Genomic DNA, 18,968 nt, shown 5'->3' on the forward strand with positions numbered 1-18,968 from the left:
TTTCCACAGGTTGCCCGTTCCCTCTGGCGCGGGCGCGACCAGCGGACTTTCAATGGTCGACACCATGGCTCTGCTGCTGCCGTTCGGCCGTGCGTCCCGGACGACAAGGAACGTAGAACGCCCCGCCGTCGGACTCCCCACCGACGCCGAGGTGCTCCTCGACGCGCCCGACGACCACCTCGGACCCGCGCTGGTCGCGGCCGGGCAGGGCGCGTACGAGCCGGCCGCCGAACTGCTGGCCGCCACTCGGCTGCGGACGCGGTGGGAGTACCGCGACGGGTATGTGCTGCGCCTGGCCGCCTTCGCGCGCTCCCGGTCCGAGTGGCTGCAGGCCTGGTGTGCGGCAGCCCCGCACGACCCGGACGCGCTGCTGGTCAAGGCCCAGCTCGCGGTGGACCAGGCCTGGCAGTCACCGGCCCGGGCCGAGCTGCTGCGCGGGGTGAGCCCGCACATCACGGCCGCCGCCCGCGCCGACGACCGCGACCCGGTGCCGTGGCGGATCGCCCTGGACCACGCGCGCGGCTCCCGCGCCGGGCACACCTACTTCGGGGAGCTGTGGGAGGCGGCGCTGCGCCGCGCCCCGCTCCACTACGGCTGCCATGTGGCGGCCCTGCGCTATCTGGCCTCGTCCTGGCACGGCTCCCACCGGGAGTGCTTCGACTTCGCCGACCGTGCGGCCCAGGACGCCCCGGGCGACTCCCTGGTGCAGGCCCTGCCGACCCGGGCCGCCTTCGCCTACCTGACCGACGGCTGCGGTCCGGGTGTGCCGCCCGAGCGGCTGGACGCGGCGGCCGACCGAGCCGTCGCGCTGTCCGCCCGGTTCCCGGCGGCCGACCTGTGGCCGGCCGGGATGCGCAACAAGTTGACGTACGTCCTGGTACGCCTGGGCCGCTGGGAGGACGCCCTGGAGCAGCTGCGGCTGATCGGCCCGTACGCCACGTCCTTCCCGTGGAGCCGCTTCTCCGAGGACCCGCTGGGCCGGTTCCTGGAGGTGCGTGACGAGGTCAGGGCGAGGGCGGCCGCCGCACCCCGCGATGTACGCACCGGTCATCCACACAGTGGGCACGCCGGACGCGTCCACTCCGGCGACCACTAGGCTTTGACGCCGTGACCGTCCGTCTTCCGCTCTTTCCCCTGAACTCGGTGCTGTTCCCGGGCCTCGTCCTTCCGCTGAACGTCTTCGAGGAGCGCTATCGCGCCATGATGCGCGAGCTGCTCAAGACCCCCGAGGAGGAACCACGCCGTTTCGCGGTCGTGGCGATCCGTGACGGCCACGAGGTCGCCCCGAGCGCCCCCGGCATGCCCGACCCCACCGCACTGCCCGAGCGCGGCCCCACGGCGGGCTTCGGCACGGACCCGCTCAAGGCGTTCCACGGGGTGGGCTGTGTGGCCGACGCGGCGACCATCCGGGAGCGGGCCGACGGTACGTTCGAGGTGCTGGCGACGGGGACGACACGGGTACGGCTGGTGTCGGTGGACGCGTCGGGCCCGTATCTGACGGCGGAACTGGAAGAGCTCCCGGAGGAGCCGGGCGACGAGGCGGGAGCGCTGGCGGAGGGGGTGCTCCGTGCCTTCCGCCAGTACCAGAAGCGGCTGGCGGGCGCCCGCGAACGCTCCCTGTCCACGGGGTCCGAACTGCCGGACCAGCCCTCGGTCGTCTCCTACCTGGTGGCGGCCGCGATGATGCTGGACACGCCGACGAAGCAGCGTCTGCTCCAGGCCCCCGACACGGCGTCCCGGCTGCGCGACGAACTGAAACTCCTTCGCGCCGAGACCTCGATCATCCGTACCCTGCCCTCGCTGCCGGCGTCCGAGCTGACCCGCAGCCCGACGAGCCTCAACTGAGGCACGGCACACACGGCACCGACGCACGACCTCTGGGGAACCGGCCACCATGGCGAAGAAGTCGAAGAAGAACCAGCAGCACGGAATCGGGGAGCGCGAAGCGCATTCGAACAGGGCTGGTGGCGGGCGACGGGTGGGCGGTACTCCGGCGACCGTCGCCCTCACTGCCGCGGGCGTCGAATACACGGTCCACGCCTACGACCACGACCCCGCCCACCCCTCCTACGGCGAGGAGGCGGCGGAGGCGATGGGCGTGTCGCCGGACCGGGTCTTCAAGACGCTGGTCGCGGACGTCGACGGAAACCTCACGGTGGCGGTGGTCCCGGTGGCGGGCCAGCTGGACCTCAAGTCCCTGGCGTCGGCGGTCGGCGGCAAGCGCGCGACCATGGCCGACCCGACCCTCGCCGAACGCACCACCGGCTACGTCCGGGGCGGCATCTCCCCCCTGGGCCAGCGCAAGAAGCTCCCCACGGTCCTGGACGCGTCGGCCTCCGCCCACCCCACGATCTGCGTCTCGGCCGGCCGCCGGGGCCTGGAGGTCGAACTCTCCCCCGACTCCCTGGCCAAGCTCACCCACGCGACCCTCGCCCCCATCGGGCGCGCGTGACCTCTCGACGGGAGCGGTGTCCTCGGTTAAGTACGAGGGACATGTCGAAGAAGACCCGGAAACGCAAGTGGCGCATCAAGAAGGGCCGCTCGAACCACGGACGGCGCCCGGCGTAACGCCGGTCGGGCAATCCAGCCCGCTAAACAGGCGGAGCGGCGTGCGGCGGGTGTCCCTGCGCATGCTGCTCCGCATACGGATCCACATCCCGAGGCCCGAACAACGCCGTCAGCCCCAGGTGCACCACCAGCGCGGCCAGCGGCCACACCAGCCACACTCCCTTGGCCCCCAGCTTCAGCGGCGCCGAGAAGGCGACCCCCTTGCCCACTTCCTTCGCGTGGGCGATCACATCCCCCGAGGGCCCGAGCCACACCCCGACCCGCCACGCCAGCAACGACCCGAGCAGCGCCCCGACGGCCAGCCCCACCACCAACGGCACACCCCCGCGCCGCCGAAAGAGAAACACGGCGACCGCGCTCACCAGCCCGAACGCGAGCGCGAGCAGAGTGAACGTTCCGTCCACCCCGACGGCCTGCTCCCCCTCGGTGTCCTTGAAGTAGACGACCCAGTTCCCGTTGAGGACGTCCCCGACCAACGGCACGCTGGGCGCCAGCCACCACCACAGCACCCCCAGCAGCGCCCCGCTGAGCGCCACGGCCAACGCGACGACGGCGCCCTCTCGCACTTCGGTCTTCATGCCGGGACCGTCCTGTTCGTACGAGCCATATATGCCGTACGGGCCGTCAGAGCCATACGGGCCCTGTGCCCCGGGCGGGGAGTCGGATATGGCGTCAGGCGGCACGGCAGCCGTGTGCCCGGCAGCGGGCTGCTGCCATCCCCCGTTCGGGGACGGTTCACGCGGCGGCGGTGGAGGAGTCAGCGGAGCGGTCACCCTGCCATCGTGCCAGGCCGACCTGTGCCGCGCGTCACCGGACGGCCGCCCGGCGGTAGGCCCAGGTGGCGGCGGCCAGCGAGATGACGCCGACCAGCCCGCACACGGCGAGGTCACCGAGCACGAACGCCCAGTCGGGGTGCGGCCCGAAGGTACGCGCGAAGGCCTCCACGCCGTACGTCGACGGCAGCAGATCCCGGGCGAACCGCACCGCGTCCGGCATCCGGTCGGCCGGCAGCACACCCAGCAGCAGTGCCGCGGACATCCCCAACTGCCCGAGCAGCGTGGCGAGTTCGGGCCGCGGCGCGAGCAGCCCGAGCGCGGCGCCCAGTCCGGCGAGCGCGGCTCCGGCGAGCGGGATCACCGCGGCGAGCACCCACAGATGCGCCACCGGCAGCCCGAACAGCGCGCATCCGAAGAGGGCCGTCACCACGGTCCCCGGCACGGTGAAGGAGGCGTACGCCCCGGCGGCCCCCAGCACCACGGCCGCGGGCGGCACGGGCAGGGTGGCGTAGTGGTCGAGCCCCCCGCTGGCCCGCAGCTGCCCGAAGTACTGCGCGAGCAGGTTCAGCGCGACGAAGGCGACCACGAGCACCGCCGACCCGGCCACCACGGCCTGCGCCTCGGCCCCGCCGTCCACGACCCCGCGCATCAGGATCATGATCCCGATGGACTGGAAGGTCGCCACGAACAGCAGCGGAATGCGCGCGACCCGTGCCCGCGACAGCTGGGCCCGGTACACGGCGCACAGCGACGGCCACAGCCGCGCACGCGGCCCGAGCTCGGCGGCGGCCGGAGCGGCCGTCTCGTCCACGGCCAGGGCGCTGCCCGGCAGAACCTCGGCGGGTACGACACTCACGTGGCGCTGCTCCCTTTCACACGGGGGATCACTGGGGAGGTGGCCCTGTTCCGCACGGAGACGGACACGGATACGGATACGGCTGCGACGGGCGGCGTGCTCAAGCCTTCACCAACCCCTGCTGCGCGGCCCCGCCCAGCGACAGATACACATCCTCCAGGCTCGGCGTGGCGAGCGTGAAGTCGTCCAGCGCGGCGAAGGCGGCCCCGCCGGTGACGGTGGCGACGACCGCGCGGGCCTCCTCGGGGGCGAGCCGCAGCGTCCAGCGGCGCCCGGACTCCACGACCCGGTCCTGCAGCGCGGCGACCTCGGGCACGTCCAGGGGCGCCCGGTCCCGCCACAGCAGCTCGACGCGCACCTCGCCCGCGACCCGCTCCTTGAGCCCGGACGGTGTGTCGCAGGCGATGACCCGCCCCCGGTCGAGCACGGCGACCCGGTCGAGCACGGTCTCGGCCTCGATGACGTTGTGGGTGACGAGCAGCACGGTCGTACCGAGCTCGGCCCGCCGCCGGTCCACGGCCGACCACACGGCCCGCCGCGCCACCGGGTCCATCGCGGTGGTCGGCTCGTCCAGCACGAGCAGCGGCCGCTCCCCGACCAGGGCGGCGGCGAAGCAGGCCAGCCGCCGCTGCCCGCCGGACAGCTTCTTCAGCGGTCGCCCCGCGAGCGGCGTGAGCCCCAGCTCGTCGAGTACGGCGTCCCGCTCGTGCCGTGCCTGCCGGACGTCCAGGCCGCGCAGCCGCCCGGTCGTCTCGGCGGCGAGGGACACGGTCAGCTCGTCGAGGGCGGTCGACTCCTGCCCGAGGTAGGCGAGGATGCGCGCGGCCCGCTCCGGGTGCCGCACGATGTCGTGCCCGAGGATCTCGACGCTCCCGGCGTCGGGCCGCATCAGCCCGGTGAGCTGCCGTACGAGGGTGGTCTTGCCGGCGCCGTTCGGCCCGAGCAGCCCGAAGATCTCGCCGCGCCGGATGTCCAGCCGTACGTCGTCGGTGGCCCGCACCTCGGGCGTCGCCGGCACCCCGCGCCGCCCTCGTACGGCCGGATAGGTCTTGGTCAGCCCGCGCACGGCGCACACGACATCACCACTGTGCCGAAGTGCCTGTCCCACGCGCGTACTCACAAGGGACGAGACTACGGGGTCCGCGGGCCCGGTCCGCCCTCGGGTCGGCCACTCGCCGCAAACCACCAGCTCGCCGACGTAAATCCGCCGGTCCCCACAAATCCGCCGCAACGGCGCTCAACCACGACTACACGTTCCGGCGGGGGCGGACCCACCACACCCCGTCCGGCTCACTCACCGGCGGGCGCGTGCTCCGCCGCCGTCCGTACGTCGATCTCCCGCCAGAACCCGGCCCGGATCGCGTACCGGTCGTGCTCGTCGATCTGGTCGTCCTTGTGCGCGAGCAGCCCGAACCGGGCCGCGTACCGGAGCAGCTCGCCGTCGATGCGGTGCGGGATCCGCGGGTACATCCCGGACAGCCGCTGCAGATGCCCCTGGTCCCCGAGCCGCCCCATCCAGCGCCGGGCGAAGACCTGGCCCACCTCGTACGGGTCGCCGCCGACCGTCGTGATGTCCTCCTCGCGGTCGGCCCACCGCTGCTCCGCCGTGGTCAGCTGCGCCAGCGTCGGCATCGACGCGGCCTCGGCCGGCTCGGCGGCGACGCCCGGCCGGTCGACCCACCCCTTGTCGGAGGACCAGCGCAGCGTCGCACTGGCCGGGGGCTGGCTCGGCTGGACGCCGGGCGCGCGCAGCGCGGCGAGGTCCTTCGGCGTGGGCACGCCCTTGGGTGCGGGCACCCGCTCCGCGGTGCCGTTCTCGGAGGCGGCGACCGCCGGCCGGTGCTCGCGCTCCTCGACGGGCCGCTCGGCGGCCGCGCCGAGCGCGGAGTCGGGCAGCGGCGCGGACAGGATCGCGGCGATCTCGGGGCGGGGCGCGGGCGGTGGCGCGCACACCCCGGAGAGCTCCTTGGCACGGACGGCCTTGGTGATCCACGTACGGTCCAGGACGCGCCGTTCGTCGGCCTCGGCGACCAGGTCCTCGGACTGGTTGTAGTCACCGTCGGCGGCCTGCACCGCCCACAGGTGTACGGCGACGCCGTGCTCCTTGGCGGCCATCATGCCCGGCAGCAGATCACCGTCGCCGGTCACCAGCACCACATCGGAACAGGCGCGGTTGCGGGCCAGCTCGGTGAGCTCGGCGTGCATCGCGGCGTCCACGCCCTTCTGCGCCCAGCGTCCGTCGCTGCGGGTCAGTGCGCCCAGCCGGACGGTCACCCGGGGCATCACGCGCAGCCTGCGGTGCTCGGGCTGGGGGACGCGGTCGGGAGCGCCGTCGAACCAGTAGATGCGCAGCAGGGGCTGCTGGGTGTCGGACTCGGCGCGTTCGCGCAGGCCCTGGATGAGGGCGGCGTGATCGACGGTGATCCGGGACCGGGAGGGCTCCCCGGCGAGGAGGCTGGCGGCGGCTCCCAGCAGATACCCGGCGTCCACCAGGACGATGCAGCGGTCCACGCGACTCACCCTCTTCCTGGGAGGTTTGCTTCGGGCTTCCTTCGAGTCTGCCCGACCGCGCGGGGGTTAACGGGGCGAACTCGATCTTCGGCGTGGCGTTTCGGGGCATCGCCGCCCCGGCGCGCCATTCCTCACGCCCCGACAACCGCTGTCACACACGGTAATTATCCGAAATGCGCTCTTTGTCAGCCTATGTGAATCTGGTCGCGGCCCTGGCCCCTAGATCCCCCGCAGGAGGCAGATCAGCATGGCCAAGAACAAGAAGCAGGACCGAACCCAGCCCCAGTCGGAGCGCGGGCAGCAGCAGGCCCAGCAGTCCTCGATGGAGGCGCAGGCCGAGCAGCGCATCTCGCAGGTGACTCCCGGCGACGTCGCGCGCAAGGGCAAGCAGAAGAAGTTCGGTCACAACTGACATCTTCATAAAGGGCTGTTGCAGCCCAGGCACATGACGAGGGGCGCACCCGGCACGTGGGTGCGCCCCTCTCACACATGTACGCCTCAGCCGGCCAGGCAGGACGGTCCGAGCAGCACCTTCAGGTCACCGAACAGCGCCGGGTCCGGCTTCACCCGGTGCCGGTCCAGTCGTAGCACCGTCGTCTTGGTCGGGCCCTGCAGCTTGATGCGGACCTCGCTCTCGCCCTTGTGGTGACTGAGGATCTCACCGAGGCGGCTGACCATCGGCGGCGTGACCCTGGTGGCCGGGATGGTGAGGATCACCGGCGCGTTGGTGCCCGCGTTGGACAGGTCGGGGACCTGCAGCTCCATCGCCACCAGCCGCGGCACGTCCTCGCGCTTGTCGAGGCGGCCCTTGACGAACACGACGGCGTCCTCGACGAGTTGGGTCGAGACGAGCTGGTACGTCGCCGGGAAGAACATGCACTCGATGGAACCGGCGAGGTCCTCGACGGTGGCGATCGCCCAGGCGTTGCCCTGCTTGGTCATCTTGCGCTGGAGGCCGGAGATGATGCCGCCGATGGTCACCACGGCGCCGTCGGCGTGCTCGCCGCCGGTCAGCTGGGCGATGCCCGCGTCGGCCTTGTCGGACAGCACGTGCTCCAGGCCGAAGAGCGGGTGGTCGGAGACGTACAGACCGAGCATCTCCCGCTCCTGGGCGAGCAGATAGGTCTTGTCCCACTCCTCGTCGGTGAAGACGACGTCGAGTCCGAAGCCGGGCTCGTCGCTCTCCTCCTCGCCCATGCCGCCGAAGAGGTCGAACTGGCCCTCGGCCTCCTTGCGCTTGACCGCCACCACGTTGTCGATCATCGGCTCGAAGTGTGCGGTGAGGCCCTTGCGGGTGTGCCCCAGGGTGTCGAACGCGCCCGCCTTGATCAGCGACTCGGTGGTGCGCTTGTTGCAGGCGACCGCCTCGACCTTGTCGAGATAGTCGGGGAAGGAGCCGTACTTGCCCTTGGCCTTACGGCTCTTGATGATCGACTCGACCACGTTGGTGCCGACGTTGCGCACCGCTTCGAGGCCGAAGAGGATCACGTCGTCGCCCTGGGCGGCGAAGTTGTGCACGGACTCGTTGACGTTCGGCGGGAGCACCCGGATGCCCATGCGGCGGCACTCGTTGAGATAGACCGCCGACTTGTCCTTGTCGTCCTTGACCGACGTCAGCAGCGCCGCCATGTACTCGGCGGGGTGGTTGGCCTTGAGGTAGGCCGTCCAGTACGACACCAGGCCGTACGCCGCGGAGTGCGCCTTGTTGAACGCGTAGCCGGCGAACGGGACCAGCACGTCCCACAGGGCCTGGATGGCCTCGTCGCTGTAGCCCTTGTCGCGGGCGCCCTTCTGGAAGAGGACGAAGTTCTTCGCCAGCTCGTCGGGCTTCTTCTTGCCCATCACGCGGCGCAGGATGTCGGCCTCGCCGAGGGAGTACCCGGCGATGATCTGGGCGGCCTTCTGCACCTGCTCCTGGTAGACGATCAGGCCATAGGTGACGGCCAGGACCTCTTCGAGGGGCTCCTCCAGCTCCTTGTGGATCGGAGTGATCTCCTGGAGCTTGTTCTTGCGCAGCGCGTAGTTGGTGTGCGAGTCCATGCCCATCGGGCCGGGACGGTAGAGCGCGGAGACGGCGGAGATGTCTTCGAAGTTGTCGGGCTTCATCAGGCGCAGCAGCGAGCGCATGGGGCCGCCGTCGAACTGGAAGACGCCCAGGGTCTCGCCGCGCTGGAGCAGTTCGAAGGTCGTGGGGTCGTCCAGCGGGAGGCTCAGCAGCTCCAGGTCGATGCCCTTGTTGGACTTCACCATCTTGACGGCGTCGTCCATGATCGTCAGGTTGCGCAGGCCGAGGAAGTCCATCTTCAGCAGGCCGAGCGACTCGCAGCTCGGGTAGTCCCACTGCGTGATGGTCACGCCGTCGGTGTGCCGGACCCACACGGGCACGTGCTCGGTGATGGTCTCGCTGGACATGATCACGCCGGCGGCGTGCACACCCATCTGCCGGACCAGTCCCTCGACGCCCTTGGCGGTGTCGATGACCTTCTTCACGTCCGGTTCGTTCTCGTACATCCCGCGCACCTCGCCCGCCTCCGAGTAACGGGGGTGCGAGGGGTCGGTGATGCCGTTGAGGTCGATGCCCTTGCCGAGGACGTCGGCGGGCATGGCCTTGGTGATGCGGTCGCCCATCGCGTACGGGTAGCCCAGCACGCGCGCGGAGTCCTTGATCGCGTTCTTGGCCTTGATCTTGCCGTAGGTGCCGATCATGGCGACCTTGTCGGCGCCGTACTTCTCCGTCACGTACCTGATCACCTCGACGCGCCGGCGCTCGTCGAAGTCGATGTCGACATCGGGCATGGAGACGCGCTCGGGGTTGAGGAACCGCTCGAAGATCAGGCCGTGCGGGATCGGGTCGAGGTCGGTGATGCCCATGGCGTAGGCGACGATCGAACCGGCCGCGGAGCCTCGGCCGGGGCCGACCGCGATGCCGTTGTTCTTGGCCCACATGATGAAGTCGGCGACGACGAGGAAGTAGCCGGGGAAGCCCATCGAGATGATGACGTCCATCTCGTACTCGGCCTGCTTCTGGCGGTCGTCGGGGATGCCGCCGGGGAAGCGGCGCTCCATGCCGCGGCGGACCTCCTCCTTGAACCAGGTGACCTCGGTGTAGCCCTCGGGGATGTCGAACTTCGGCATCAGGTTCCGGGACTCGAACATGCCGTCGGTGTCGACCATCTCGGCGACCAGCAGCGTGTTGGCGCAGCCCTCCTGCCAGGCGTCCGAGGAGTCGATGGCGTACATCTCGTCCGTGGACTTCAGGTAGTAGCCGGTGCCGTCGAACTTGAAGCGGTCCGGGTCGGAGAGGTTCTTGCCGGTCTGGATGCACAGCAGGGCGTCGTGGGCGGTCGCCTCGTGCGCGTACGTGTAGTGCGAGTCGTTGGTGACCAGCGGGGGGATGCCGAGCTTCTTGCCGATCTCCAGGAGGCCGTCGCGGACCCGGTGCTCGATGTCGATGCCGTGGTCCATCAGCTCCAGGAAGTAGCGGTCCTTGCCGAAGATGTCCTGGTAGTCGGCGGCGGCCTTGAGGGCCTCGTCGTACTGGCCGAGCCTGAGCCGGGTCTGGAGCTCACCGGAGGGGCAGCCGGTGGAGGCGACGATCCCCTCGGACCACTGGGAGATGGTCTCCTTGTCCATCCGGGGCCACTTCTGCAGCCAGCCCTCGGCGTAGGCGTCGGAGGACAGCCGGAAGATGTTGTGCAGACCGGTCTTGTTCACCGCCCACATCGTCTTGTGGGTGTAACCGCCGGAACCGGAGACGTCGTCCCGCTTCTGGTGTGGCTGGCCCCACTGGATCTTGCGCTTGTTGCGCCGGGACTCGGGGGCGACATATGCCTCGATCCCGATGATCGGGGTGATTCCGGCCTTCTTCGCGGTGTGGAAGAAGTCATACGCCCCGTGGAGGTTGCCGTGGTCGGACATGGCGATGTGCGTCATGCCCATCTCGTTGCAAGCGTCGAACATGTCCTTCAGCCGCGCGGCACCGTCCAGCAGCGAGTACTGGGTGTGGACGTGCAGGTGCGTGAACGGCGGCTTTGACACGGTTTCGGCCTCCAAGGCAAACAGGCGTCGACAGGATCCGGACCAGATTCCGACGGGCTGCGGACAGTCTGGGGGACAGCGTCGAAGTGTATGCCTCGGCACTGACACTCGGGCGGCTTCCCCGCGTACCTTCATGCGAGAACGCGGGCACTCCCTCGCACGTTCGTACGTTGCGAGGTGGGGAGGTTCCGCCCCACACGTCATGCACCACCTGCACCAGGAGGCACCCAGCGATGTCGGTCCCCCAGCTCAACGACGAGCAGCGCGGCGACGAGATCCTCGCCGTCTTCGACACCGCCTTCGGCGAGCTCCTGGCCGCCGACCCGGCCGCGTTCCGCGTGAAGTTCCGGAAGATGGCGGCCTCGGCGTTCGCGTTCTACCGCGGCACGGCGTGCCTCTTCTACCACGACCTGGACGCAGAGAAGCGGGGCGGTCCGTACCTGGACGAGCGCACCTCGCGCGTGTGGATCCACGGCGACCTGCACGCGGAGAACTTCGGCACGTACATGGACGCCAACGGCCGTCTGGTCTTCAACGTCAACGACTTCGACGAGGCGTACGTCGGCCCCTTCACCTGGGACCTCAAGCGCTTCGCCGCCTCGATCGCCCTCATCGGCTACGCCAAGGCGCTCAGCGACGAGCAGATCACCGAGCTGGTGCGGGTCTACGCGGGCGCCTACCGCGCGCGCGTGCACGCCCTGGCGACCGGCGCCAAGAGCGACGAGGTGCCGCCGTTCACGCTGGACACCGCCCAGGGCCCGCTGCTGGACGCGCTGCGCGACGCCCGTGCGCTGACCCGCTTCGGGCTGCTGGAGTCGATGACCGAGATCCGTGAGTTCGAGCGCCGCTTCTCCGCGGGCGGCGGCTCCATCGAGCTGGACGCGGCCACCCGCTACAAGGTGCTCGCGGCCTTCGACGGCTATCTGGAGACACTGCCGGACGCCTCCCTGGACCGCCCGGACTCCTACCGGGTGAAGGACGTGGTCGGCCGGCGCGGCATCGGCATCGGATCGGCCGGGCTGCCGTCGTACAACATCCTCCTGGAGGGCCACACGGACGCCCTGGAGAACGACGTCGTGATCTACATCAAGCAGGCCCAGACCCCGGCCGTCTCCCGGCACATCACGGACCAGGCGCTGCGCGACTACTTCCAGCACGAGGGCCACCGCACGGTGATCTCCCAGCGCGCCCTGCAGGCGAACGCCGACCCGTGGCTGGGCTGGACCGAGCTGGACGGCGCGGGCCAGCTGGTCGCCGAGGTCTCGCCGTACGCCGTGGACCTGGACTGGGGCGACATCGACGACCCGGAGGAGATCGCGGCCGTCGTCGCCGACCTCGGGCGGGCCACGGCCACCATGCACGCGGCGGCGGACGACACCTCCGGCGAGTCCCTGGTGCCGTTCTCCACCGAGCGGGCCATCGACGCGGCGATCGCAGCCGACGAGGAGGGCTTCGCGGAGCTCCTGGTCTCCTTCGCGCACGACTACGGCGCACGCGCGCGTGCCGACCACCAGATCTTCGTGGACCTGTTCCGCAACGGCCGGATTCCGGGTCTGTGACGCACAGGCCGTTCACCGGCGCTTCCCAGCCAGGCACAGGCACCCTTTAAGGGTCTCTTACAGGACCACGTGACACACTCTTCTCCGCCATGGACATATCCGGGATCCAGCTACGAGCCGTCCGCGCGGCGCTGTTCACGTCACTCGTCGTGACGCTCAGCACCGCGTCGCACGTGCTGCTGTCCCGGGCGCCGCTGCCGCTGAACACGGTGGCCCTGCTCACCGCCGCCGTGTTCGTCCTCGCCTTCGTGCTGGCCGGGCGCGAGCGGACCTTCGGGCGGATCGCCGCCCTGCTGATCCCGCTGGAACTGGCGGCGGACACGATCCTCACCGCCGGCCAGCACGTCTGTTACGGCCGGGCCGGCGGCCCGGTCGCGGGCCCGCTGCGGTCCGTCGGCTTCGACGTGCTGTGCGGCGACAACACCGCCGTGGGCACCCCCCTGGCGGGGGTGAGCGGTGCCGACCCGCACCGGCTGGCCACGGTCCTCGCCCAGGCCGACCCGGTGACGCCCTGGCTGCTGCTGGGCGCGCACATCGGCGTCGGCCTGCTCGCCGCCGCCTGGCTGCGGCGCGGCGAGCGGGCCCTGGCCCAGCTGCTGCGGGCGGTGACGGCGACCACGTTCCGCCCGCTGCTGCTGGCGGTCGCCGCGGTGACCGTGCGCCGGACCACGCCGGTCCGCAGGCTGCCGCGCCCCACCCGCCGTACGGCCGGCACCCGCAGCCGCCTCCTCGTGCACTCCCCGGGACGCCGTGGACCGCCGTGCTCACCCGCCTTCACCTGCGCGTGAACCGCACCTGAGCACGACACCCCACCCACACGTATCCCGCACACACAGGTGTGCGCGTCCCGATGGAGATCACCAACATGAGCAAGCGGAACAGCCAGTCGGCGAAGACGGCGGCCCGGGAGCGGCTGCGCGCCGAGCGCGAGCGCGAGGCCAAGCGGGCCAAGGTCAGGCGGCAGATCATCGTCGCCTGCTCGGTCGTCGGCGTCCTGGCGGCGGCGGGCGGCATCGGTTACGCCGTCGTCCAGGCCAACAAGCCCGGCCACTGGGAGGCCGTGAAGGACGAGAAGGTCGTCGCCCCGGCCCACACCACGGGCACCGACGGCACGACGGTCGTCATCGGCAAGGACAGCGCCAAGAAGACCCTCAAGGTCTACGAGGACCCGCGCTGCCCGGTCTGCGCCTCGTTCGAGCAGGCCGCCGGTTCGGTCGTGGACAAGGACATCGAGGCCGGCAAGTACAAGGTCGAGTTCATCGGCGGCACGTTCCTCGACGGCGACCAGCTGAAGGACGGCAAGATCGGCGCCAACGCCGAGGGCTCCAAGAACGCGATGAGCGCCCTGGGCGCCGCGCTGAACGTGAGCACGGACGCCTTCATGGACTACAAGGCCGCGATGTACTCGGCGAAGTACCACCCCGAGGAGACGGACGACAAGTTCAAGGACGACGACTACCTCATCGAGATCGGGAACTCCGTCCCCGCCCTGAAGAACAACGCCAAGTTCGAGAACGCGGTGAAGAAGGGCACGTACGACGCCTGGGCGCTGGCCATGTCGAAGGCCTTCGACACCAACAAGGACAAGGTGACGGGCACCCCGAGCTTCGTCATGAACGGCAAGCAGCTGAAGACCTCCGGCCCCAACCAGCCGTGGACGGCGGAGGAGTTCACCAAGGCGGTGGACGCGGCCCTCAAGGGCTGACGCGAACGGGGAATTCGACCTTCGCGTGAAGGGCGGGCGAACATTCACATGTTCGCCCGCCCTTGTTCATACCGATCAGTAACCTGATCGGTCGTGACCAGTCGATACAGATCATCCGAGCAGCACAATTCCCTTGCCCCGCGCCGCCGTACGGTCGTCAAGGCCGCGGCGGCGACGGCTGTCCTGGCCGGTCCGCTGGCCGCCGCGCTGCCCGCCGGTGCCGCCGAGGCGGCCCCCGCCTTCCTGCACGGTGTCGCCTCCGGTGACCCGCTGCCCGACGGTGTCCTGCTGTGGACCCGGGTGACGCCGACCGCCGAGGCCACCCCCGGTTCCGGGCTCGGCCCGGACACCGAGGTCAGCTGGGTCGTGGCCCGGGACAAGGCGCTGACGAACATCGTCGCCAAGGGCTCGACCACCGCGAAGGCCGCCGCCGACCACACGGTCAAGGCGGACATCCGGGGCCTGCAGCCGGCCACCGACTACTGGTTCCGCTTCTCGGCGGGCGCCGCGGACTCCCCGGTGGCGCGCACCCGCACCGCACCGGCGGCCGACGCGGCCGTGTCCAACCTCCGCTTCGGCGTGGTCTCCTGCGCCAACTGGGAGGCCGGCTACTTCGCGTCGTACCGCCATCTCGCGGCCCGCGGCGACCTGGACGCCTGGCTGCACCTCGGCGACTACATCTACGAGTACGGCACCGGCCAGTACGGCACGCGCGGCACCGTCGTACGGCAGACGGCGCCCGCGAACGAGACCCTCACGCTCGCCGACTACCGCGCCCGGCACGGCGAGTACAAGACGGACCCGGATCTGCAGGCCCTGCACACGAAGGCGCCCGTCGTCGCGATCTGGGACGACCACGAGATAGCCAACGACGCCTGGTCGGGCGGCGCCGAGAACCACACCGAGGGCGCCGAGGGCAGCTGGGCCGCGCGCCAGGCCGCCGCCAAGCAGGCCTACTTCGAGTGGATGCCGGTGCGCCCGGCGATCGCCGGCACCACCTACCGACGGCTGCGCTTCGGCAAGCTCGTCGACCTCTCGCTGCTCGACCTGCGATCCTTCCGCTCGCAGCAGGTCAAGACCGGCAACGGCGAGGTCGACGACCCGGACCGCACCCTCACCGGCCGGGCCCAGCTGGACTGGCTGAAGGCGGGCCTGAAGTCCTCCGACACCACCTGGCGGCTGGTCGGCAACTCGGTGATGATCGCGCCGTTCGCGATCGGCTCCCTCACCGCGGACCTGCTCAAGCCGCTCGCCAAGCTGCTGGGCCTGCCGCAGGAGGGGCTCGCCCTCAACCCCGACCAGTGGGACGGCTACACGGACGACCGCCGGGAGCTGCTGGCCCACCTGCGGTCCAACGCGATCCGCAACACCGTGTTCCTGACCGGCGACATCCACATGGCGTGGGCCAACGACGTGCCGGTGGACGCCGGTACCTACCCGCTGTCCGCCTCCGCCGCCACGGAGTTCGTCGTCACCTCGGTGACGTCGGACAACCTCGACGACATCGTCAAGGTCCCGCAGGGCACGGTCTCCGCGATCGCCTCGCCGATCATCAAGGCCGCCAACCGGCACGTCCACTGGGTCGACACCGACCGCCACGGCTACGGCGTCCTGGACATCACGGCCGACCGTGCGCAGATGGACTACTACGTCCTGTCCGACAAGACGAAGCAGGACGCGACCGCCTCCTGGACGCGGTCCTACCGCACGCGCAGCGGGACGCAGAAGGTGGAGCGGACGTACGACCCGGTGTAAGAGCTACACCCGAGCGTCGATTTTCAGCCAAGCCTGGCTCGTTCGAGAGCTGTTAACCGGAGATCACATCGCCAGGGCGGGTGGTGCGAACCACGGTCCGAATACGGACACACCACCCGCCCGGGCGGCGGAACCCGTTACGCCGCGATCTCACACTCCGGACGGTTGATCATTCACTTACTCCAATCCTCCCCATTTGCCGGGTACTTGATTGGGCCTGATCGATTCTCTTCGGACATGAACATGTCCACGTAATCTCCGGGCGGCGGCCAGGAAGACCCCTGCGCCCCTCTCCCCAACGCATCAGCGAGGAGTCGGCATGCGTGCGCTTGCCCGGATATCACCCCTTACGCGCAGACGCGTTCTCGCCACGACCGCCGTGGCCGGAACCCTGATGTTCGCTCCCCTCTCGGCGCCCACCACAGTCGCCGCGGCCCAGGCTCCGGCCGCCGACTGCGCCAAGGAGGCCGGCAACTCCGCGGCCCGCGAGGCCCGCCCCGGACACAGCGGCGAGTCCGTCGCCGAGCCGAACGAGGTCAGCGCCGCCAAAGCCCAGGCGATGGACGCCGATCTGAAGAAGAAGCTCGACAAGCTGCCCGCCACGGGCAACCGCAGCCTCGCGGCGGCCGCAGCCTCGACCACCGTCCCGGTCTACTTCCACGTCATCCACGACGGCGCGACCGGGCAGCTCGACTCCGCCGACATCAACGCCCAGCTGAACGTCCTGAACGCGGCCTACGCCGGCCAGGGCACCGGAAACGTCGACTCCGGCTACCAGTTCACCCTGGCCGGCACCGACTACACCGACAACGCCACCTGGTACAACGTCGGTTACGGCTCGGCGGAGGAGAAGGCGATGAAGTCCGCCCTGCGCAGGGGCGGCGCCAATGCGCTCAACATCTACTCCGCCAACCTCGGCGACGGCCTCCTCGGCTGGGCGACCTTCCCCAGCTCCTACAAGTCGAGCCCGTCCATGGACGGTGTCGTCGTCCTCGACGCCTCACTCCCGGGCGGCTCGGCCGCCAACTACAACGAGGGCGACACCGCGACCCACGAGGTCGGCCACTGGATGGGCCTATACCACACCTTCCAGGGCGGCTGTAACGGCAACGGCGACTACGTCGAGGACACCCCGGCCGAGAAGAGCGCCGCCTACGAGTGCCCGGAGGGACGGGACACCTGCACCCGCAAGGCGGGCGTGGACCCGATCCACAACTTCATGGACTACACGTACGACTCCTGCATGTACCAGTTCACCGCGGGCCAGGTGACACGCATGCAGCAGAACTGGGCGGCGTACCGGGCGGCCGGCTGAGCCTAGAGGGACTCCAGGAAGCCGAGGGCCACCCGCCAGGTGGCCTCGGCGGCCTCCTCGTCGTAGTCCGGCAGGTCGGGGTCGGTGTAGAGATGGCCCGCTCCGGCGTATCTGTACACCTCGACATCGGCGCCCGCTCTGCCGATCTGGAGATACCAGGCGCTCAGCCAGTCGTCCGTCTCGAACGGGTCCGGCTCGGCGACATGCAGCTGCACCGGCAGATCGTCCACCGAGACGTTCGGCGCGATGTCCGACGTGCCGTGCAGAAGCAGCAGTCCGCGCGCCTTCTCGTCGCCGAGGGCGAGGGTCTGGGCGATGGAGGCGCCGAGCGAGAACCCGGCGTAGACCAGCCCGCGCTCCGAGTAGGGCGCGGCGGCGAGCACGGCCCGCTTCAGCAGCTCGTCCTTGCCGATCCGCTCCTTGAACTCCATGCCCTCCTCGACCGTCTCGAACGTCCGCCCCTCGAAGAGGTCCGGCGTCCACACCTCGTGTCCGGCGGCGCGCAGCCGGTCCGCGGCCCGGCGTACCGCGGGCCTGAGGCCAAAGGTCGAGTGAAACAGCACGATGTTCATGAAGCCATGGTGCCAGCCGGGTCTGACAACGCCGTGACCACCGCCTCACCGCCGCGGATGTTCATGACCCCCCTCGACTGGTTACGTTCGGAGGCATGGAGAACATACTCCGACCACTGATCGTGATCGGCGGCTCGGTGCTGCTCACCCTGATCATCGGGTGGGCCACCGACCGTCTGATGCGCAAGGCCGACGACCGGCACAGTGAGACACCGCTGTGGGGTCTGCTTCGCCGCGCCCGCATCCCCTACCAGCTCGTCCTGTGCACGGCCCTGCTCAGAGGGTCGTACGACGAGGCGAAGCTGCTGGAGGAGCACGAGGTCGGCATCGGCAGGGTGCTGACGCTGGTGCTGATCGGGGCGGCGGCGTGGCTGACGATCGGCATCGCGGCTGCGGTCGTGGAGACCTCGTACAGCCGCTATGCCCGCGCTCACCGCGATCCGGCCCGGGTGCGGCGGGTGCGCACCCAGGTGACGCTGATCATGCGCGTGGTGTCGGCGATCGTCGGTGTGGTGGCCGTGGCGTCGATGCTGCTGACGTTCCCGGCGATGCGCGCGGCCGGCGCCTCGCTGCTGGCCTCGGCCGGCATCCTCGGCATCGTCGCGGGTGTCGCGGCCCAGTCCACGCTGAGCAATATGTTCGCCGGGCTGCAGATCGCCTTCGGTGACATGGTGCGCATCGGGGACACGGTCGTGGTGGACGACGAGTGGGGCACCGTCGAGGAGATCACCCTGACGTTCCTGACCGTGCGGACCTGGGACGAGCGCCGGATCACGATGCCGGTGTCGTACTTCACGTCGAAGAGCTTCGAGAACTGGTCGCGCGGCGGCGCCCAGATGACCGGCACCGTCTTCCTGCACGTCGACCACTCGGCACCGATGGAGGCGATGCGCGAGCAGCTCCGCGACATCCTGCGCCGGTGCCCGGCGTGGGACGGCCGCGACTACGCCCTGGCCGTCACCGACTCCACGCCGAGCACCATGGAGGTGCGGGCGCTGGTCACGGCCAAGGACGCGGACGACCTGTGGACGGTCCGGGTCACGGTGCGCGAGCAGCTGATCCGCTGGCTGACCGAGCGGCACCCGTACGCCCTGCCGCGCGTCAACGCGACGGACGCGGTCCTGCCGCCCGGCTTCCCCGTACCCGGCCAGGTCACCGGCCGCCTCCCGGCCCGCCGCGCCCACCAGCACGACCACCAGCCGGCGGCCCGCCCGGACCGGGCGCCGGCACGGCCGACAGCACGGCCCCCCCCGCCCGCCCGCGGCGCGGGGCGGTGCTCAGCGAGCGCCGCACCGCGCCGCCGACCCACCCCC

At 70.5% G+C, this 18,968-nt stretch carries 16 protein-coding genes; 10 read left to right on the forward strand and 6 right to left on the reverse strand.

Annotated elements, in window-relative coordinates:
- The first annotated feature begins 52 nt into the window (after positions 1-52).
- From ACFWYS_RS19070 to ybaK, 3 genes are read left to right on the forward strand one after another with little or no spacing between them, the layout of a single operon-like run.
- The gene (locus ACFWYS_RS19070) at positions 53-1,096 is read left to right on the forward strand and encodes a hypothetical protein (protein ID WP_384769838.1); all 1,044 of its coding nucleotides are present in this window, start codon (positions 53-55) and stop codon (positions 1,094-1,096) included.
- A gap of 11 nt (positions 1,097-1,107) precedes the next feature.
- Positions 1,108-1,845 (forward strand): LON peptidase substrate-binding domain-containing protein, encoded by a 738-nt coding sequence (locus tag ACFWYS_RS19075; RefSeq protein WP_384769841.1) that lies wholly within the window; start codon positions 1,108-1,110, stop codon positions 1,843-1,845.
- 49 nt (positions 1,846-1,894) lie between these two features.
- Positions 1,895-2,452, forward strand: coding sequence for a Cys-tRNA(Pro) deacylase (gene ybaK / locus ACFWYS_RS19080; protein ID WP_384769844.1), 558 nt, complete (start codon positions 1,895-1,897; stop codon positions 2,450-2,452).
- 139 nt (positions 2,453-2,591) lie between these two features.
- Here ybaK and ACFWYS_RS19085 read toward each other — a convergent pair whose 3' ends face one another.
- From ACFWYS_RS19085 to ACFWYS_RS19100, 4 genes are all read right to left on the reverse strand, one after another.
- Positions 2,592-3,341, reverse strand: coding sequence for an AAA family ATPase (locus tag ACFWYS_RS19085; RefSeq protein ID WP_384769847.1), 750 nt, complete (start codon positions 3,339-3,341; stop codon positions 2,592-2,594).
- A gap of 34 nt (positions 3,342-3,375) precedes the next feature.
- Positions 3,376-4,200, reverse strand: a complete 825-nt coding sequence (locus tag ACFWYS_RS19090) for an ABC transporter permease (RefSeq protein WP_384769848.1) — start codon at positions 4,198-4,200, stop codon at positions 3,376-3,378.
- A gap of 100 nt (positions 4,201-4,300) precedes the next feature.
- Positions 4,301-5,275 (reverse strand): ABC transporter ATP-binding protein, encoded by a 975-nt coding sequence (locus tag ACFWYS_RS19095; RefSeq protein WP_384770170.1) that lies wholly within the window; start codon positions 5,273-5,275, stop codon positions 4,301-4,303.
- Between the two features lie 215 nt (positions 5,276-5,490).
- Positions 5,491-6,711, reverse strand: a complete 1,221-nt coding sequence (locus ACFWYS_RS19100) for an NYN domain-containing protein (protein ID WP_384769850.1) — start codon at positions 6,709-6,711, stop codon at positions 5,491-5,493.
- 247 nt (positions 6,712-6,958) lie between these two features.
- On the opposite strand from ACFWYS_RS19100, the gene ACFWYS_RS19105 reads away from it, so the two are divergent.
- Positions 6,959-7,123: a hypothetical protein gene (locus tag ACFWYS_RS19105; protein ID WP_384769853.1), complete on the forward strand. Its 165-nt coding sequence runs from the start codon at positions 6,959-6,961 to the stop codon at positions 7,121-7,123.
- Positions 7,124-7,209: 86 nt separating this feature from the next.
- Here the strand turns inward: ACFWYS_RS19105 and dnaE are convergent, their stop codons facing one another.
- Complete coding sequence (dnaE, locus tag ACFWYS_RS19110) at positions 7,210-10,749, reverse strand: DNA polymerase III subunit alpha (protein WP_384769856.1); 3,540 nt, start codon at positions 10,747-10,749, stop codon at positions 7,210-7,212.
- Between the two features lie 233 nt (positions 10,750-10,982).
- Between dnaE and ACFWYS_RS19115 the strand changes: the two genes are divergently transcribed.
- The 5 genes from ACFWYS_RS19115 to ACFWYS_RS19135 all read left to right on the forward strand — a co-directional run bounded on the left by ACFWYS_RS19115 (position 10,983) and on the right by ACFWYS_RS19135 (position 17,083).
- The gene (locus tag ACFWYS_RS19115; protein WP_384769858.1) at positions 10,983-12,308 is read left to right on the forward strand and encodes a DUF2252 domain-containing protein; all 1,326 of its coding nucleotides are present in this window, start codon (positions 10,983-10,985) and stop codon (positions 12,306-12,308) included.
- A gap of 89 nt (positions 12,309-12,397) precedes the next feature.
- The gene (locus ACFWYS_RS19120; RefSeq protein ID WP_384769860.1) at positions 12,398-13,096 is read left to right on the forward strand and encodes a hypothetical protein; all 699 of its coding nucleotides are present in this window, start codon (positions 12,398-12,400) and stop codon (positions 13,094-13,096) included.
- Between the two features lie 77 nt (positions 13,097-13,173).
- Positions 13,174-14,013 (forward strand): thioredoxin domain-containing protein, encoded by an 840-nt coding sequence (locus ACFWYS_RS19125; protein WP_384769863.1) that lies wholly within the window; start codon positions 13,174-13,176, stop codon positions 14,011-14,013.
- A 93-nt stretch (positions 14,014-14,106) separates the two neighbouring features.
- Positions 14,107-15,768 carry an alkaline phosphatase D family protein gene (locus ACFWYS_RS19130; protein ID WP_384769866.1) on the forward strand — a complete coding sequence of 554 codons (1,662 nt, stop codon included), beginning with the start codon at positions 14,107-14,109 and terminating at the stop codon, positions 15,766-15,768.
- A gap of 319 nt (positions 15,769-16,087) precedes the next feature.
- Complete coding sequence (locus ACFWYS_RS19135; RefSeq protein ID WP_384769869.1) at positions 16,088-17,083, forward strand: zinc metalloprotease; 996 nt, start codon at positions 16,088-16,090, stop codon at positions 17,081-17,083.
- 2 nt (positions 17,084-17,085) lie between these two features.
- Here ACFWYS_RS19135 and ACFWYS_RS19140 read toward each other — a convergent pair whose 3' ends face one another.
- On the reverse strand, positions 17,086-17,655 hold the full coding sequence (locus ACFWYS_RS19140) for a dienelactone hydrolase family protein (protein WP_384769872.1): 570 nt from the start codon (positions 17,653-17,655) through the stop codon (positions 17,086-17,088).
- 95 nt (positions 17,656-17,750) lie between these two features.
- On the opposite strand from ACFWYS_RS19140, the gene ACFWYS_RS19145 reads away from it, so the two are divergent.
- Positions 17,751-18,968 (forward strand): mechanosensitive ion channel family protein (locus tag ACFWYS_RS19145; protein ID WP_384769875.1); only part of this gene is annotated, 1,218 nt, incomplete at its 3' end.

Source organism: Streptomyces sp. NPDC059010 (genome assembly GCF_042740355.1).
GTDB lineage: Bacteria > Actinomycetota > Actinomycetes > Streptomycetales > Streptomycetaceae > Streptomyces.

Coding starts and splice junctions, on each gene's coding strand:
- ACFWYS_RS19135 (WP_384769869.1), top strand. CDS start 16,088: ATGCGTGCGCTTGCCCGGATATCACCCCTTACGCGCAGACGCGTTCTC.
- ybaK (WP_384769844.1), top strand. CDS start 1,895: ATGGCGAAGAAGTCGAAGAAGAACCAGCAGCACGGAATCGGGGAGCGC.
- ACFWYS_RS19140 (WP_384769872.1), bottom strand. CDS start 17,655: ATGAACATCGTGCTGTTTCACTCGACCTTTGGCCTCAGGCCCGCGGTA.
- ACFWYS_RS19070 (WP_384769838.1), top strand. CDS start 53: ATGGTCGACACCATGGCTCTGCTGCTGCCGTTCGGCCGTGCGTCCCGG.
- ACFWYS_RS19115 (WP_384769858.1), top strand. CDS start 10,983: ATGTCGGTCCCCCAGCTCAACGACGAGCAGCGCGGCGACGAGATCCTC.
- ACFWYS_RS19125 (WP_384769863.1), top strand. CDS start 13,174: ATGAGCAAGCGGAACAGCCAGTCGGCGAAGACGGCGGCCCGGGAGCGG.
- ACFWYS_RS19120 (WP_384769860.1), top strand. CDS start 12,398: ATGGACATATCCGGGATCCAGCTACGAGCCGTCCGCGCGGCGCTGTTC.
- ACFWYS_RS19105 (WP_384769853.1), top strand. CDS start 6,959: ATGGCCAAGAACAAGAAGCAGGACCGAACCCAGCCCCAGTCGGAGCGC.